Raw genomic sequence first — 15,329 nt, forward strand, 5'->3', positions numbered from 1 at the left:
GGCCATGGACAAGCGCGATCTGTCGACGATCTTCCGGGAGCGTCTGAAGCTCCTCCTGACACGATCCGACCTCAACCAGTCGGCTTTCGCGTCAGCAGTCGGCATCGACAGGTCGGCGTTGTCGCAACTGATGTCGGGTGCCTCGACCCGCCTGCCACGTGCCGAAACGCTTCTGAACATCGCCGCCGAATTCAAAGTGTCGCTAGACTGGCTGCTTGGCCTCAGCCAGGATGAAGGCGTGACCGGCGAAATCCGCGAGAGCCTTGAGATCGAGGAAGCGCCCGACGGTTTCGACCGCACGCTGCTCGCCAAATGGTTCGCGGAAGCGGCGGGCACCAAGATCCGCTATGTGCCTGCTGGCATTCCCGATCTCCTGCGCACCCACGCCCTCGTCGACTATGAGGCCAACATCACCAACAGGAGCCGATTGGCGCAGGCCAGCGAAACGCAATACCGCATCGAGTACAACCGGCGGCCGGAAACCGACATGGAAGTCTGCATGCCGCGCCACACGCTGGAGATCTTCGCCCGCGGTCTCGGCGTGTGGGACCGTTTCCCGGCGGCCGACCGGCAGCAGCAGCTTGCCCATATGGCGACGCTGCTCGACGACCTCTATCCGACCTTCCGCCTGTTCCTCTATGACGGCCGCATGCGCTATTCCATACCGCTGACCATTTTCGGCCCCTATCGCGCGGCGATCTATGTCGGCGACATGTATGTGGTGCTGAACGCCACTCAGCCGGTCCAGGCCTTGACCCGACATTTCGACAATCTGATCCGCGCCGCCGACATTAATCCGCACGAAGCGGCAGCCTTTGCACGCAACCTCGCCGGTATGTCGTTCGCATCAGCCTCTGCCTGAGCACTCAGCGCCGCATTTTCATTGACTAGACATAAAGACTTCTTTATATCCTTATTCGAATTTCCAGACATGTTCGAATTCCAAGACACGAAAGCCAATCCGATGACGAGCAATCCGATCGATGCGTTGCTGGCTGAAAAGGGCGTGCTGCTGGCCGATGGCGCCACGGGCACCAATTTGTTCGCCATGGGTCTGGAGGCCGGTGAGGCGCCGGAACTGCTGAACGAAACCGCGCCCGACACCATCACCAGCCTGCACCAGAATTTCGTCGACGCAGGCGCCGACATCATCCTGACCAACTCGTTCGGCGGCACCCGCCACCGGCTGAAACTGCACCATGCGCAGGACCGCGTGCATGCGCTGAACAAGCGCGCAGCCGAGATCGCCCGCGCCGTCGCCGACAAGGCCGGCCGCAAGGTGATCGTCGCCGGCTCGGTCGGTCCGACAGGGGAATTGCTGGTGCCACTTGGCGCCATGACCTATGACGAGGCGGTCGACGCCTTTGCCGAGCAGATCGAGGGTCTCAAGGAGGGTGGCGCCGAAGTCGCCTGGATCGAGACGATGTCGGCGCCCGGCGAGATCCGCGCGGCAGCCGAAGCCGCCATACGCGTCGGCCTGCCCTACACCTATACCGGCTCGTTCGACACCGCCGGTCGCACCATGATGGGCCTGCTGCCGAAAGACATCCACGGCGTCGCCGACGGCCTGTCGCAAGCACCGCTCGGGGTTGGCGCCAATTGCGGCGTCGGCGCTTCCGACATCCTGGCCTCGCTGCTCGACATGACCGAGGCCAAGCCGGAGGCGACTGTCATCGTCAAGGGCAATTGCGGCATTCCCGAATTCCGTGGCACCGAGATCCACTATTCCGGTACGCCGGAACTGATGGCCGATTATGTCAGGCTCGCCGTGGATGGCGGAGCCAAGATCATCGGTGGCTGCTGCGGCACCTCGTTCCAGCACCTGGCCGCGATGCGCAAGGCGCTCGACGCCCACACCAGGGCGGATCGCCCGACGGTCGAAAAAATCGTCGAGCGCATCGGCCCGATGCGCAACAAGGTGGCGACGGCAAACACCGCCGAAACCAGCGAAGCCCGCCGCGAGCGGCGGCGCAGCCGCGCCTGACGCGATTTCCTTTGCGGTTATTCGCTGTTGTCGGCGTAGCTTGACAGGGCCGACTTGAAATCAACCACGTTGTCGCCGCGCATTGTTGCCAGCGCGCCGGATGCGCTCGGATCGGAAATCTGCTCCAGCATGGCGCGGAAGCGGTCATTGGTCAGCGCCGACATGGCGGTGTGGCGCGCCTGCGCGACATCGTCGCTGATGCGTCTGGATTCGGCTGACGGTGATAAACCCGCCGAAGCATCACGTGCCGGCGGAGTCGGGTTGGCGGTGGTTGTGATTTTCAATTCCGGCTCCCTCAAGCCTTAGACATGACCGGTGTAGCGAGAGGAAATTGCGATCCGGTACCGGAAATGCCGAGCAATTTAACGATCCCGTGCGGATCGCTCCAACTTGCGGCAGTATCGTCGTCGACCAACTAGATCAAAGGCGGAAAAAGTTTACGCAGGAACCCGTTAAACCAGGAGGCCTGCGCTGCATCATGCAGGCTTATAAGACGATCCTGTTCTTCACGCGTCTGCGCGCCCGGCTTGTCATAGTTCGCGGTCGGGCGGTCCTGCACACGTCGAAATCCTGTAGGCGTGACTTCCGGATGGAACTGCAGTCCGTAGATCTTATCGCCAATGCAAAAAGCCTGGTTGGGAAACGAGGCGCTCGAAGCAAGGTGCCGAGCGCCTTCAGGCAATTCAAAGCCGTGCCAGTGTGATTGCGTGACATGGATCGGCTCGGACAGAAAATCCTCCGCTCCCTCTGTCGGGTAGAGTGGATAGCAGCCAAATTCGTGCACGCCGCTAACCGGCGGACCGACATGAGCACCGCGATGCCAGGCGATCTGCTGCGCGCCCTGGCAGATGCCGAGCAAGGGGATATCGGAGCTCATGCAGAAGTCGATAAATCGGTACTCGTTCAGCAAGAATGGATGCAATGACGTGTCGTAGACATTGTACATTCCGCCGTAGACCACGCCGCCCGCGACATCCTCATCAACGTCCAGCACCTCTCCGGCATAGGCTCGACGCAAGACGGGCTCGTAGCCGCTTTGCTGGAGGTAGGCGAACACACGGTCGTCGGCAGGTTCGTCGCTGTGCCGCACCAGGATAATACGTCTCTTCATTGCTCTCTGCCTCCCGCTCGCCAGAATGGGTGGCGGACAAGCATGGCGCAACGAAAAAAAGGCCGGCAAGGGCAAAGATCCCTAGCCGGCCTGCCTCACCCGCCCGTCGGCCGGTGATCAGAACGATCCCGTCATCTGAAAGAAACCGGCCGTCATCGCCACTACCGGTTGCCGCCCAGCGCCGAGGCAAGGCGCACAAGCGAAAGGAACTCGGACCTGTACCCAAACGGGTCGGCTCCTCGGGCGGCGGTGGCAATCTCCATGATCTTGTCGTAGCCGAACTTCCCGGTCGCATCCTCGTCGCGCAGCTTCTGGCCGAAGGCCGCGACCGCGACGGAGAAACGCTGGTCGGTACTCGCCCGGTCGAAGGACGCGACCTCGTTGGCCGAGGTCACCGGCGTGGTGATCAGCTTCGAGACATCCTCGTTGGGCAGCTTGTAGCGGATCTTGACGAAGGCATATTCGTCCGCATTGGCAACGCCGCCATTGTTGACCGTCGCCTGGCCGTAGCGTAGCGGATCGATTTGCTCACCACCACCGCCTTTGGGCGTGATCTCGTAGATCGCGGTGACCGAATGCCCCGAGCCGATATCGCCGGCATCGACGCGGTCATTGTTGAAATCCTCGCGGTTAAGCGCCCGGGTCTCGTAGCCGATAAGACGATATTCGGAGACCTTGTCCGGGTTGAACTCGACCTGGATCTTCACGTCCTTGGCTATGGTGAACAGCGTCGAGGACGCGTCCTCGACCAGCACCTTCTCTGCCTCGGCCAGCGTGTCGATATAGGCAGCGGTGCCGTTGCCGTTCTGGGCAATGGTCTGCATCATTTCATCGTTCAGATTGCCGCGGCCGAAGCCGAACACCGACAGGAACACGCCGGTCTTGCGTTCGCTCTCGATCAGCCGCTTCAGGTCGTCGTCATCGGTCTGGCCGACATTGAAGTCGCCGTCAGTGGCAAGCATCACCCGGTTGACGCCGTCCTTGATGAAGGACTGCTGGGCAAGCTTGTAGGCTTCCTTGATGCCGGCCTCGCCTGCCGTCGAGCCACCGGGCCGCAGATTGTCGATGGCATTGAGGATCTTGTCCTTCTCGGCAACCTTTGTCGGCATCAGCACGGTGCCGGCATCGCCCGCATAGGTGACGATCGAGATGGTGTCGTCGGCCTTCAGCTTGCTGACCAGCAGCCGGAACGCCGACTTGAGCAGCGGCAACTTGTCCGGTTCGTCCATCGAGCCCGACACGTCGATCAGGAAGACCAGATTGGCCTTCGGCTGCTCGGTCGGCTTGACGTCAAAACCCTTGATGGCGACGTGCATCAGCTTGGTGTGCGCGTTCCACGGGGTCGGCATGACGCTGACGGTCGAGTTGAACGGCGTTGATACCGAGTCCGGCCCCTTCCAGTCATAGGGGAAGTAATTGATCATCTCCTCGACGCGAACCGTGTCGGCTTGCGGCAGGTACCCCTGCTTCAGCGAGCCGCGCACGAAGGAATAGGACGCGGTGTCGACATCGATCGAGAAGGTCGAGACCGGGTCCTCCAATGCGGCGTGCACCGGATTGGTCTTGAAATCCTGGACGCGGTCGCGGTTTTCCTCCTGCGGCGCCACCTGGTCGGCCGGGATGGCCGCCGGCTGCTGCGGGGACATAAGCTTGGGCTCGGCAGCCGGCATGCGAGCAACTCGCGACGGCGCGCTTGTCGTGCCATCCAATGCGAATTCACCTTTGGGGGCCGGTGCTGGCTTGTAAGCCCGCAAGGTGGCCGACTGAGATTCGTTAACTGTTGCCGGGGCGTCAGCATTCGGCGTCACGTTTTGCGTACGTCCATCCTGCGGTGCCAAGCCCCCGACGGCAGTCGTCTGCGACTGTGGCGGAGAAGCTGGTGGCGCAAGCGCGTCGCCGCTGGCATCGCGGCTTTCCACGTCCACGTCTGCCTTTTTGTCCTTCTCCAGCGCCGCGGCAGCCTGTTTCGGCTCGGCGGTGGTTGTCTTCAGCGTCGCCGGCTTGTCGGCCAGCGTCTCGGTGATCTTCTCGTCGCCGCCGACCGGCCACGGCTGTTCCCTCAGCATATGGAAGGTGGCGTACCCGGCGATCGGCAGGGCGACGAGGCCGGCAAGGGCCGGCGTGGCAATGAGTTTCTTTTGCATGATCTCGCTCCAGAGCTTTTGTGCTCGCTCCGTGAGACGAAGGCCGCCAGCCGATCCTTGGGTGACGGGGGAAATATTTTCCTGATCGTAGGCGCGCAGGGCGGCTTCGAAGGCGCGTGCCTTCGCGCTCTCGCCCGGCGCCGGTACCGCTGCATTGCTCAGCTTTCTGAGTTCGTTGTCGTCGACCATGGTCACACTTCCCCGGCTGAACGCATCAACGTCTTCAGCCGTTTCTTCGCTTCATGGATGTGCCAGGAAACCGTCGTCTCCGAGATCGCCATCGCCTCGGCGGCGGCCGCGTGGCTCAAGCCTTCGCCATGGACAAGCATTACCGCATCGCGCTGCTTGTCCGGCAATTGCCGCACCGCCGCCCACAACGCCTCGGTCGGGTCTTCACCCTCGGCCGGGCCGTCGCCCGAAATCAGCGCATGGACGCCATAGGCCTCGGTCTTGACCGTCTCGCGCTGGGTCTTGCGCATCGTGTCGCGCGCCGCGTTCATCGTCATGGTGTAGAGCCATGTCGTGAACGCGCCGCCGCCGCGATAATCGCGGATTGCCTTGCCCAGCCTGACACAGACTTCCTGGGCGATGTCTTCGGCATCGGCCTTCTTGCCGCACCAGCGATAGGCGGCGCGATAGACGAAGTCGTAGTGACGCTCCAGCAATTTGCCGAAGGCCTCTCTGTCTCCGCCCTTCGCCCGCCCGATCAGTTCGGCGTCGGAGGCTTCGCTCTCATCCAGCATCATCGCCATCATTTGCCTGTTGGACGAAGGCTAATGGCTAATCCTTGGGGGGATGGAAAGATTTTTCTCGAATTGGACGTTTGTGTCTGGGGCGTGTCGAGTCAGGCAGGCCGGCCTCGCCTGAACGTCAACACGCCTGGCCCGCCGCCCAGCCCGACGACCACGCCCATTGGAAATTATAGCCGCCGAGCCAGCCGGTGACGTCGACGACCTCGCCGATGAAGAACAGGCCCGGCATCAACTTCGCCCGCATCGTCTTCTGGTCGAGGCTGTTGGTGTCTACCCCGCCGAGCGTCACTTCGGCCGTCCGGTAGCCCTCCGAACCGGCTGGCTTGATGCGCCAGTCGTTGACCGCGACCTCGACTGTTTTGATCTGGGCCTCGGAAAGGTCGGCGAGGTTGCCGTCTAGCCCGGTTCGCTCGGCTATCGCCTGAGCCAGCCGTTTCGGCAGATGATTCGCCAGCACGGTCTGCACCGCTTGCCGGCCATTGCCACGCCTGGCGGCGCGGACGAGCTCAGCCACATCAGTGCCCGGCAGCATGGCGATGCGGATCTCATCGCCCTCGCGCCAATAGGAGGATATCTGCAGGATGGATGGCCCACTGACGCCGCGATGCGTGAACAGCATCGCTTCGGAAAATCGCGTCTTGCCGCAGGCAATCTCGGCGTCGACCGCGTTTCCGGCCAGGGGCGAAAGCCGCTCAAGCGTTTTTGCGTCAAAGGTCAACGGCACCAGTGCAGGCCGTGTTTCGACGACGGCAAGGCCAAACCGCTCGGCAAGCTCGTAGCCGAAGCCCGTCGCGCCCATCTTGGGGATCGACTTGCCGCCACAGGCCACGACGAGGGACTGGCAGGAAACCGAGCCGGTGGAGAGGGTGAGTTCAAACCCTTCCGCGGTTTTGCCGATAGTCTCGACGCGGGTCGACAATACCAGCTCGGCGCCCCTGCCCCGCATTTCCGAGACTAGCATATGGATGATCTGGCGCGCGGAGCCGTCACAAAACAGCTGCCCCAACGTCTTCTCGTGATAGGCAATACCGTGGCGTTCGACCAGCGCAATGAAATCGCGCTGCGTATAGCGGCTGAGCGCCGAGATGCAGAAATGCGGATTCCTCGAGATGAAATTCTTCGGGCTCGCATGGATGTTGGTGAAATTGCATCGGCCGCCGCCGGAGATGCGGATCTTTTCGCCAGGTGCCGCCGCATGATCGAGGATCAGCACCGAACGGCCGCGCTTGGCCGCTTCCAAGGCGCACATCATTCCGGCGGCGCCGGCGCCGATGATCACGACATCATAGGATTGCATAAGGTTGATCGTTCCCGCGCGGCTCCCGCTCATTCAGCGAGACGCCCTGATACCGCGAACGGATTGGGCAGCCAACAGGCGAGAACAGACGCGAGACTCAGGTCAGTGTCTCGGCAAACAGCGCCGTCAGCCGCTTCCAGTGACGCTCGGCTCCAGCTTCGTCGTAGACGCTGTGGTCGGGCACGCACCAGCCATGCGCCATGCCGACATAGTTCTCCAGCAGATGGTCGACTTCCGCCGCCCTCAGCGCCGCGGCCAGCTTGGTCGACTGCTCCGGTGGAAAACTCCGGTCGACGCCCGCCATCCCGACATAGACGCGCGCCTTGATGGAAGCCGCCTTGCGGTGCGGGCTGTCGGCGGCATCGCTGGCTAGGTTGCCGCCATGAAAACTGGCGGCGGCCTTGACCCTTTCGGGGTAGGTCGCGGCCGCGTTGAGCGCCCGTGCCCCGCCCATGCAATAGCCCACAGTGCCGATCGGTCCCGTGACGCCTTCGCCGGCGAGCGCGTCGACAAAGGCGGCGCTGTCGCTGATGGTCATTTCCTGCGTCGTACCGGTGACCAGCGCCATCAGCGGCGCCTTTGTCTTTTCTTCGACAAAGGCGGTCTTGGCGTCGAACGGCCCATAGGGAGCATTGCGATAGAATAGATCGGGCACCGGCACCGCATAGCCCTCGACCGCCAGCCGTTCCGCCATCTGGTCAAGCGCCGGGCGAGGACCGAAGGCATCCTGGTAGAGAATGACACCGGCCTTGGCTGAAGAGACCTTGGCCGAGCGGAACAGGCCCGCCTTCGCCACGCCGTCACGGGTCTTGATGTGAAGGTCCTGCTTCGTCATTGCCTGCTCCGTTTGCCAGATGCGCGATACATATCCGCGCACGCCGCCACGGCAAGGCGTTCCCTGAGCCCGATAGTCAACATTTCGTGCGGAATCGCGTGATGCGCTTGCAGGCTGCCTGCGGAAAGTTCGATCAGCTTTGGCCCTCGAGGCGTATGGTCCTGGCTCCGACATGCTGCGCACGGCCGGCGCCGCACCCCATGATGGCAGCGCCAAGACCGAGCGCGACGAACAGAAAGGCCGATACCGAAAAACTGCCGGTCCAGCCACGGATCAGTCCCACCAGAAGCGGACCGGTCGCGGTCAAGGCGCCCATCGGCGTAGCCTGTCTGGCGGGGGTATAAATCAGGTGGCGGCCCGTGCAAAACTAGCCATGTGAAACGCCTGAACCTCCGGCGGATAGCGATAGGAGGAGCCGTAGGGGCAGGCCTTGCGATCGAGGCAACCGCCACTGCGGCACGGCTCGCCATTCGCCCCCCGCACATGCGCCAGGCAGGCCTGGTAGGCGAAACCATCCGTCGAATAAGCGTCGACCGGGCAGGATTTCAGACAAGGTTTGTCGACGCATGTGTCGCAAAGATGGATCGTCTCCCGAAATTCCGGAAGCGTTATCTCCTCCTCGAACAGCAACGCGCCGCGATAAGCATGCCAAAGCCCGTATTGCGGATGCATGAGGATGCCGAGCGGGGACGGCTTCAGCCCTTCCGCCCTAACAGCCCATTGCTGGAACGGCAGGTAAGGCTTGTCCGACGGCGAAACGACGCGGGCACCAAACTCTTGCGCCACGTCGCCAATGACCTGCCGCGACCAGGTGTCGAGCGGATCGGCGATCGCCCGTGGCTGTTGCTGCCGCCAGCGCAGGAAATGCGGCCAACGCGCGGCACCCGCCTGCCCTACCAGCAGGACAGACTTTGCCGGCCGACCCGAGGCGCCATCAGGAATACTGTCGTCATCGCGAAAAAGAAGACCGCCACGCAGGATGAGGCCGTTGGCGCCAAGCGCGGCCGTGATCTCGTCGATCATGCCGCGCATGCAGTCATCCCTTCTTGTCCGGATCGGAGAAGGCGCTCCGCCAGACTTCCTTGTGAATGATGTTGGCGACTTTAGCCCCGCCTGACTCGGGCTCCTTTCAGGTGAAGGCGTCGGGCATCGACCCCTTCTTCTTGGCGATGAAATCCTTCAAGGCTTCATCGATGCCTTCATCAAGGTGCGGCGCTTCGTAAACCTCCAGCCAGCGCCGCGCCAGATCGTTGGCGCGCTGCGGTGCGGTCTTCTGGCCCTCGGCCAGCCACTGCTCGTAGGAGTTGTTGTCGGCGATCGACGAGCGGTAGAATGCGGTCTGGAAATTGGCCTGCGTATGGTCGCAGCCGAGATAGTGGCTGCCCGGGCCGACCTGGCGGATGGCGTCCATCGCCTGGCCGTTTTCCGACAGGTCGACGCCCTCGGAGAATTTCTGGGTCATACCGAGCTGGTCGATATCCATCATGAATTTTTCGTAGCAGGAGGCCAGTCCACCTTCGAGCCAGCCTGCCGAATGCAGGACGAAATTGGTGCCGGCGAGAATGGTCGAGTTCAGCGTGTTGGCGCTCTCATAGGCTGCCTGTGCGTCCGGAACTTTCGAAGCACAGAGCGAGCCTCCGGTACGGAACGGCAAGCCGAGCCGGCGGGCGAGTTGTGCCGCGCCATAGGAGACCAGCGACGGCTCCGGCGTGCCGAAGGTCGGCGCGCCCGACTGCATCGAGATCGACGAGGCGAAGGTGCCGAACAGCACCGGCGCGCCCGGACGGATCAGCTGCGTGAACGAGGCGCCGGCCAGCACTTCGGCCAGGACCTGCGTCAGCGTGCCGGCGACCGTCACCGGGCTCATCGCGCCGGCCAGGATGAACGGCGTGACGATGCAGGCCTGGTTATGCCGCGAATAGACTTTCAAGGCGCCGAGCATGGTTTCGTCGAACACCATCGGCGAGTTGGCGTTGATCAGGCTCGTCAGCACCGTGTTGTTCTCGACGAAGTCGTCGCCGAAGACGAGCTTGGCCATCGCCACCGTGTCCTCGGCGCGCTCCGGTGCGGTCACCGAACCCATGAACGGCTTGTCGGAATATTTGATGTGCGCGTAGACCATGTCGAGATGGCGCTTGTTGACCGGCACGTCGACCGGCTCGCATACCGTGCCGCCCGAATGGTGGATCGACGGCGCCATGTAGGCAAGCTTCACGAAATTCTGGAAATCCTCGATCGTCGCGTAGCGCCTGACGCCGTCGAGATCGCGCACGAAGGGCGGACCATAGACCGGTGCGAATACCGTCGCATTGCCACCGATCTGCACCGAGCGTTCTGAATTGCGGGCATGCTGGGTGTAGATGGGGGGGGCGGTCTTCAAGAGCGAACGGCAGAGTCCCTTGGGAAAATGCACGCGCTCGCCCTTGACGTCGGCGCCGGCCTCTTTCCAGAGCTGCAGCGCTTCCGCGTCATCGCGAAAAATGATGCCGATCTCTTCCAGCACCGTGTCGGTGTTCTTCTCGATCAGCGCCAGGCCTTCCTCGTTCAGCACCTCGTAGACGTTGATCTTGCGCTTGATGTAGGTGAGCTGGGTGCCGGGGCCGCCGCCGGAGCGCGCCGCACGCCTGGCCGCTGCTCCGCCGCTGGCGCCGCGCCCACGGCGCGCGTTTGACGCTTCCTGGTCGACTGCCGCGTGTTCGCTCATGATCGCTCTTCCCTGAATATGGCCTGCCTGACTATGGCTGGTCCGTAACCGTTGCAGCCGCATGACGCGGCTTTGCCCGGATCGTAGCCATGCACCCTATTCGAAACGGCCCGTCCGCGCCAACGCCTGTCGCAAAATCGACAAGAAAACCGATAGATTTTCCAGTCGCTTTCCTTTTGCGGGAAGTCGCAAATCAGCTATGGATACCCGCCCGTTGCGGGTTAGGTATGAACACCAATATTTTGTGCCTTGCGACACAGTCGCGATGCCGTGAGGAGCTGGATAAAAATGTCCGACGACGAGATCATCCTTTCCGAGCTTTCCGACGACGAGCTGGTGCAGCAGATGCACGACGATCTCTATGACGGGCTGAAGGAAGAGATCGAGGAAGGCACCAATATCCTCCTCGAGCGCGGCTGGGCGCCCTACAAGGTGCTTACCGAGGCGCTGGTCGAAGGCATGCGTATCGTCGGCGAGGATTTTCGCGACGGCATCCTGTTCGTGCCGGAAGTGCTGTTGTCCGCCAACGCCATGAAGGCCGGCATGTTCATCCTGCGTCCGCTGCTCGCCGCCACCGGCGCGCCGAAACAGGGCAAGATGGTGATCGGCACCGTCAAGGGCGACATCCACGACATCGGCAAGAACCTCGTCGGCATGATGATGGAGGGTGCGGGCTTCGACGTCATCGATCTCGGCATCAACAACGCGGTCGAGAAGTATCTCGACGCGATCGAAAAGCACCAGCCCGACATCATCGGCATGTCGGCGCTGCTCACCACCACCATGCCCTACATGAAGGTCGTCATCGACACGATGAAGGAAAAGGGCATTCGCGACGACTACGTCGTGCTGGTCGGCGGCGCGCCGCTCAACGAGGAATTCGGCAAGGCCGTCGGCGCCGACGCTTATTGCCGCGACGCGGCGGTGGCGGTCGAGACCGCCAAGGATTTCATGAAGCGCAAGCACAACGTGCGTGCTTCGGCCTGATCCAAGGCATCAGGGCGACGAAAGAAAAGCCGCGCCTTGCAGCGCGGCTTTTTTGTCCCCAGATGAGAGACGGCCGCCGATCAATTGGCGACGGTGTCTTTGACCGCCCTGGCCGTCGACTTGACATCCTTGCCGACACCCCGAACTGTGTTGGCGCAGGCCGTAAGTGCAAGAGCGCAGGCAAGGATAGCCATCGGCGCTAAGCGTAGTAGTTTCATGGACGGTGTCTCCCTCGAAAGATAAATTAGCCCCGCAGCGAAAAGCCGGCTCGACTTGGTCAAGACGAAAAAAACAAAACCGAATCAGACAGACAGGCTGCTCGTCATCGCCTGCGGGATGATTGCGCGCGAGGTGTTGGCCGTCAAGGAACAGCTCGGGCTGGATCACCTCGAATTGACATGTTTGCCGGCGGAGTTTCATTTCCATCCCGACCGCATCGCGCCGGCCATGGACAAGGCGATCGAAAAGGCCCGGGCGGAAGGCTATGAACACATCTTCGTCGGCTATGCCGATTGCGGCACTGGCGGGCTGCTTGACCGCGTGTTGGAGAAGCATGGCGTCGAACGCATGGCCGGCCCGCATTGCTTCGCCTTCTATCAAGGCATGGAAGCCTATGCGAAGGTCGCCGACGACGACATGATGTCCTTCTACATGACGGACTTCCTGTGCCGCCAGTTCGATGCCTTTTTCATGAAGCCGCTCGGGCTGGACAAGCATCCGGAGCTGATCAAGGACTATTTCGGCAACTACGAGAAGCTGATCTATCTGGCGCAGACCGATGATCCGGAGCTCGACAAGGTCGCGGAAAAGGCCGCCGCCCTGCTCGGCCTCGCCTACGAGCGCCGCTCCACCGGTTTTGGTGACCTGACGCCAGGCCTGGCGCGGGCGGCCGCGAACGCCTGACGGCTTCAGGCCGGGTCTTCGGCTGCCAGCGCCGCCATCACGTCGGCAAAGCGCGTCCTGCAGGCAAAACCCAGCCTGTCCCTCGCCCGCGACGCGTCATAGATCCGGTCGATCGAGGAAAACATCGTCCAGCCCTTCCTCGCGTAGAGAGCGGGAAATTCAGGAAAGTACCGCGCCACCACGGACGGCGCGTCCCTGATCAACGCCTCGCAATCTTCGGGTTGGAACGGCGTCGGCGCACAGACTATGAAGATGTCGAAGCCGAGCTCCGGTGCCTTCTCCAAGGCCACGACATGCGCCTGCGCCGCGTCCTCCACCGTCAGCCGCCGAAACAGCATTTCGTTTGCTTTGGTGTTGGCGTCCGATTGCTCGATGGCATGCGCCATGTCGTCGGCCTCGGGGAAGAAACGTGCCGTGCGCAGCACCACCACCGGCAGCCCGTGCTGGAGATGGTAGAGACGGCAGAGATGCTCGGCGGATAGCTTGGTGACACCGTAGATATTGCGCGGCTCGGGCGACATCGCTTCCGTCAGCCACGCCGCCTTGCGCGCACCGCCTTTGAAGCCGTCGCGTATCGCCTGCGAAATCATCAGCGAGGTCGTTGACGTGAAGACGAACCGTTGCACATTGGCAGCACCGCCGCGTCGAGTAGGTTTAGCGTGCCTTGCACGTTGGCCGCGATGAAATCGCTGTTGGCATGGCTGTCTATGTTGGGCTTGTGCAGCGCGCCGCAGTGAATAATGGCCTCTATCCGGTTTTCTCCGACGGCTCGCATGACGAGGTCACGGTTGGCGATCGAACCGACGATCAGCGTTTCGGCCGATGGAACGGGATCGAGGCCGGTGACGTCGTGTCCAAGTCTACGCAGGAGCGGCGCCAACGCGCTGCCCAGCCAACCCGACGATCCCGTAAGCAAGATTCGCATGCGTCACCATAAGTTTTGACCGAGACGCTGTTAAGCACGATGACAGGCGCCAGCGACCCGGTAAGTTATGCGCCAGGCGGCAGCAGCGCCGTTCCAGACAAACAGGGAATCCTTTGATGATCCTTCGCCCATTGATCGCCGCCCTTGGTCTCCTCTGCTGCAGTTTGCCCGCCCTTGCCGACGGTCAAGTGCAAAAACTGATCACGCCTGCCGATAAGGCGCGGCTCGACAAATATGGCGACACCCGCAAGGCGGCGCTCGCCGAAGCAAAGGCGGCCAACCCCGCCGAGCTCAAGCAACTCGACACGCTGTTGGCCAAGCCGCTGGTCGCCTTCTCCGACAAGGATCTCACCGGCAAGTGGCGGTGCCGCACGATCAAGGTCGGCGGACTGAGCCCGCTCGTTGTCTATGGCTGGTTCAAATGCAGGGTCACCGATGATGGCTCCGGTTGGCGACTGGAAAAGATCAGCGGTTCTCAGCGCACCCAGGGCCGCTTCTTCGACGACGGCGACAAGCGCTCGATCTATCTTGGCTCCGGCTCCGTCAACGACGATCGGGCAAAGCCCTATGGCAGCGGCCCGCAAACCGACCAGGTCGGCTACGCCTTCCGAAACAGTGCCAAGGAATGGCGTATCGAGTTCCCCGCGCCCTATTATGAATCGAAGCTCGACATCGTGGAGTTAAAGCGCTGACTGGGGTCTTCATGCGTTGGTAAGGCTTCGGCATACCAAGGATTAACCTGCCCGCCCTAAGGTCCGGCCAACTCAGCCGGTCCTTGGAGCACGGAAAGATCAATGGCAGCGTCGCAACCAAATCCGCGACCTATTGTCGTCGTCACCGGTGGCGGCGCGCACGTCTGGGCCATGATCAACGACCTCGCCGACCGCGTCGGCCCTGTCAGCGTCGTTCTCGAAATCCCTGAATCGAAAAAGCAATTGCTGCGCGGCCGCGCCCGACGCCAGGGCTGGATCTCTGCCATCGGCCAGCTCGGCACGATGGTGCTGAGCAGGCTCGGCAAACGGCTTAACGTCAAACACGCCGCCCGTTTGATTGCCGAGGAGAAGCTTGAAACGGAACCGCGGCAAGGCCAGGTCATCGTCCATGTGGCATCCGCCAACGGGCCGGAATGTCTGCAGGCAATCCAGACGATCAAGCCCGGCGTCGTGCTGCTGAACGGCTGTCGGCTGATTTCCAGGGAGATGCTGGCCAAAATGCCGTGTCCGGTGCTCAACTATCATGCCGGCATCACCCCGAAATATCGCGGCATGAATGGCGGCTATTGGGCGTTGACGTCAGGCGATCCGCAGAATTTCGGCACCACCGTCCATCTGGTCGATGCGGGTGTCGACACTGGTGGCGTGCTGAAGCAGGTGCGCGGCAAGCCGAAACAAGGTGACACCATTTCAAGCTATGCGCTGCGCCAGGCGGCGTTTTCGCGCGACATCTGCGTCGAGGCGGTCAGCGACGCGTTGGCCGGTAAACTTGCAACGTTCGATCCAGGGCTGCCATCAAAGCAGTGGTACCACCCGACGATCTGGTTCTACGTCTGGACAGGGCTGAGAACCGGCATTTGGTAACGCATCCGGTGTCCGGAACGGTGCAAACTCCGCCGCCTTTATCGCTGCAGTGACCCCGTCGCGGCATGGGTCGCAAACGAATAAACGCACCTTTCATTTTACGACATCCA

General features: G+C 62.1%; 15 protein-coding genes and 2 pseudogenes. 6 read left to right on the plus strand and 11 right to left on the minus strand.

The window, feature by feature from the left end:
* The first annotated feature begins 4 nt into the window (after positions 1-4).
* A complete protein-coding gene (locus tag X739_RS164505; RefSeq protein ID WP_023791749.1) occupies positions 5-862 on the plus strand; it encodes a helix-turn-helix transcriptional regulator in 858 nt (285 codons plus the stop codon).
* A gap of 69 nt (positions 863-931) precedes the next feature.
* On the plus strand, positions 932-1,984 hold the full coding sequence (bmt, locus tag X739_RS164500; RefSeq protein ID WP_084056045.1) for a betaine--homocysteine S-methyltransferase: 1,053 nt from the start codon (positions 932-934) through the stop codon (positions 1,982-1,984).
* A 17-nt stretch (positions 1,985-2,001) separates the two neighbouring features.
* Here bmt and X739_RS1000000169885 read toward each other — a convergent pair whose 3' ends face one another.
* The 9 genes and pseudogenes from X739_RS1000000169885 to X739_RS164455 form a co-directional block, all read right to left on the minus strand.
* On the minus strand, positions 2,002-2,268 hold the full coding sequence (locus X739_RS1000000169885) for a hypothetical protein (RefSeq protein WP_023769868.1): 267 nt from the start codon (positions 2,266-2,268) through the stop codon (positions 2,002-2,004).
* 131 nt (positions 2,269-2,399) lie between these two features.
* On the minus strand, positions 2,400-3,095 hold the full coding sequence (locus X739_RS164490) for a glutamine amidotransferase (protein ID WP_023783108.1): 696 nt from the start codon (positions 3,093-3,095) through the stop codon (positions 2,400-2,402).
* A 161-nt stretch (positions 3,096-3,256) separates the two neighbouring features.
* Entirely contained in the window at positions 3,257-5,428 is a 2,172-nt protein-coding gene (locus tag X739_RS164485; RefSeq protein WP_023791759.1) for a VWA domain-containing protein, read from the minus strand.
* Positions 5,429-5,430: 2 nt separating this feature from the next.
* On the minus strand, positions 5,431-5,991 hold the full coding sequence (locus tag X739_RS164480; protein ID WP_023791763.1) for an RNA polymerase sigma factor: 561 nt from the start codon (positions 5,989-5,991) through the stop codon (positions 5,431-5,433).
* A 118-nt stretch (positions 5,992-6,109) separates the two neighbouring features.
* Positions 6,110-7,288 carry an NAD(P)/FAD-dependent oxidoreductase gene (locus X739_RS164475; RefSeq protein WP_023791767.1) on the minus strand — a complete coding sequence of 393 codons (1,179 nt, stop codon included), beginning with the start codon at positions 7,286-7,288 and terminating at the stop codon, positions 6,110-6,112.
* Positions 7,289-7,385: 97 nt separating this feature from the next.
* Positions 7,386-8,123, minus strand: coding sequence for a dienelactone hydrolase family protein (locus tag X739_RS164470; protein WP_023791770.1), 738 nt, complete (start codon positions 8,121-8,123; stop codon positions 7,386-7,388).
* 133 nt (positions 8,124-8,256) lie between these two features.
* Positions 8,257-8,430 (minus strand): annotated as a pseudogene (locus X739_RS164465) (cyanate transporter); the annotation flags it as partial.
* Between the two features lie 38 nt (positions 8,431-8,468).
* Entirely contained in the window at positions 8,469-9,155 is a 687-nt protein-coding gene (locus tag X739_RS164460) for a 4Fe-4S dicluster domain-containing protein (protein ID WP_023791776.1), read from the minus strand.
* Between the two features lie 97 nt (positions 9,156-9,252).
* Entirely contained in the window at positions 9,253-10,827 is a 1,575-nt protein-coding gene (locus tag X739_RS164455; protein WP_023791780.1) for a trimethylamine methyltransferase family protein, read from the minus strand.
* A 288-nt stretch (positions 10,828-11,115) separates the two neighbouring features.
* Between X739_RS164455 and X739_RS164450 the strand changes: the two genes are divergently transcribed.
* Positions 11,116-11,814 carry a B12-binding domain-containing protein gene (locus X739_RS164450; protein WP_015317429.1) on the plus strand — a complete coding sequence of 233 codons (699 nt, stop codon included), beginning with the start codon at positions 11,116-11,118 and terminating at the stop codon, positions 11,812-11,814.
* 80 nt (positions 11,815-11,894) lie between these two features.
* Here X739_RS164450 and X739_RS1000000167530 read toward each other — a convergent pair whose 3' ends face one another.
* Complete coding sequence (locus tag X739_RS1000000167530) at positions 11,895-12,032, minus strand: entericidin A/B family lipoprotein (protein WP_023791783.1); 138 nt, start codon at positions 12,030-12,032, stop codon at positions 11,895-11,897.
* A gap of 55 nt (positions 12,033-12,087) precedes the next feature.
* Between X739_RS1000000167530 and X739_RS164445 the strand changes: the two genes are divergently transcribed.
* Positions 12,088-12,717 (plus strand): DUF1638 domain-containing protein, encoded by a 630-nt coding sequence (locus tag X739_RS164445; RefSeq protein WP_023769859.1) that lies wholly within the window; start codon positions 12,088-12,090, stop codon positions 12,715-12,717.
* Between the two features lie 5 nt (positions 12,718-12,722).
* On the opposite strand, the pseudogene X739_RS01000000165720 reads toward X739_RS164445, so the two are convergent.
* Positions 12,723-13,642, minus strand: a pseudogene (locus tag X739_RS01000000165720) (NAD(P)-dependent oxidoreductase).
* A 116-nt stretch (positions 13,643-13,758) separates the two neighbouring features.
* Here X739_RS01000000165720 and X739_RS164440 point away from each other — a divergent pair.
* On the plus strand, positions 13,759-14,334 hold the full coding sequence (locus tag X739_RS164440; RefSeq protein WP_023769857.1) for a DUF4893 domain-containing protein: 576 nt from the start codon (positions 13,759-13,761) through the stop codon (positions 14,332-14,334).
* Positions 14,335-14,436: 102 nt separating this feature from the next.
* The gene (locus X739_RS164435) at positions 14,437-15,219 is read left to right on the plus strand and encodes a formyl transferase (protein WP_023791788.1); all 783 of its coding nucleotides are present in this window, start codon (positions 14,437-14,439) and stop codon (positions 15,217-15,219) included.
* The last annotated feature ends 110 nt before the right edge of the window (positions 15,220-15,329 follow it).

The sequence above is a fragment of the Mesorhizobium sp. LNHC209A00 genome, assembly GCF_000502915.1.
Taxonomy (GTDB): domain Bacteria; phylum Pseudomonadota; class Alphaproteobacteria; order Rhizobiales; family Rhizobiaceae; genus Mesorhizobium.

Excerpts from the sequence above, each read along its gene's own strand:
- X739_RS1000000167530 (WP_023791783.1), bottom strand. The coding sequence starts at position 12,032 with ATGAAACTACTACGCTTAGCGCCGATGGCTATCCTTGCCTGCGCTCTT.
- X739_RS164450 (WP_015317429.1), top strand. The coding sequence starts at position 11,116 with ATGTCCGACGACGAGATCATCCTTTCCGAGCTTTCCGACGACGAGCTG.
- X739_RS164480 (WP_023791763.1), bottom strand. The coding sequence starts at position 5,991 with ATGGCGATGATGCTGGATGAGAGCGAAGCCTCCGACGCCGAACTGATC.
- X739_RS164440 (WP_023769857.1), top strand. The coding sequence starts at position 13,759 with ATGATCCTTCGCCCATTGATCGCCGCCCTTGGTCTCCTCTGCTGCAGT.
- X739_RS164505 (WP_023791749.1), top strand. The coding sequence starts at position 5 with ATGGACAAGCGCGATCTGTCGACGATCTTCCGGGAGCGTCTGAAGCTC.
- X739_RS164455 (WP_023791780.1), bottom strand. The coding sequence starts at position 10,827 with ATGAGCGAACACGCGGCAGTCGACCAGGAAGCGTCAAACGCGCGCCGT.
- bmt (WP_084056045.1), top strand. The coding sequence starts at position 932 with ATGTTCGAATTCCAAGACACGAAAGCCAATCCGATGACGAGCAATCCG.
- X739_RS164460 (WP_023791776.1), bottom strand. The coding sequence starts at position 9,155 with ATGCGCGGCATGATCGACGAGATCACGGCCGCGCTTGGCGCCAACGGC.
- X739_RS164435 (WP_023791788.1), top strand. The coding sequence starts at position 14,437 with ATGGCAGCGTCGCAACCAAATCCGCGACCTATTGTCGTCGTCACCGGT.
- X739_RS164475 (WP_023791767.1), bottom strand. The coding sequence starts at position 7,288 with ATGCAATCCTATGATGTCGTGATCATCGGCGCCGGCGCCGCCGGAATG.
- X739_RS164490 (WP_023783108.1), bottom strand. The coding sequence starts at position 3,095 with ATGAAGAGACGTATTATCCTGGTGCGGCACAGCGACGAACCTGCCGAC.
- X739_RS164470 (WP_023791770.1), bottom strand. The coding sequence starts at position 8,123 with ATGACGAAGCAGGACCTTCACATCAAGACCCGTGACGGCGTGGCGAAG.
- X739_RS164485 (WP_023791759.1), bottom strand. The coding sequence starts at position 5,428 with ATGGTCGACGACAACGAACTCAGAAAGCTGAGCAATGCAGCGGTACCG.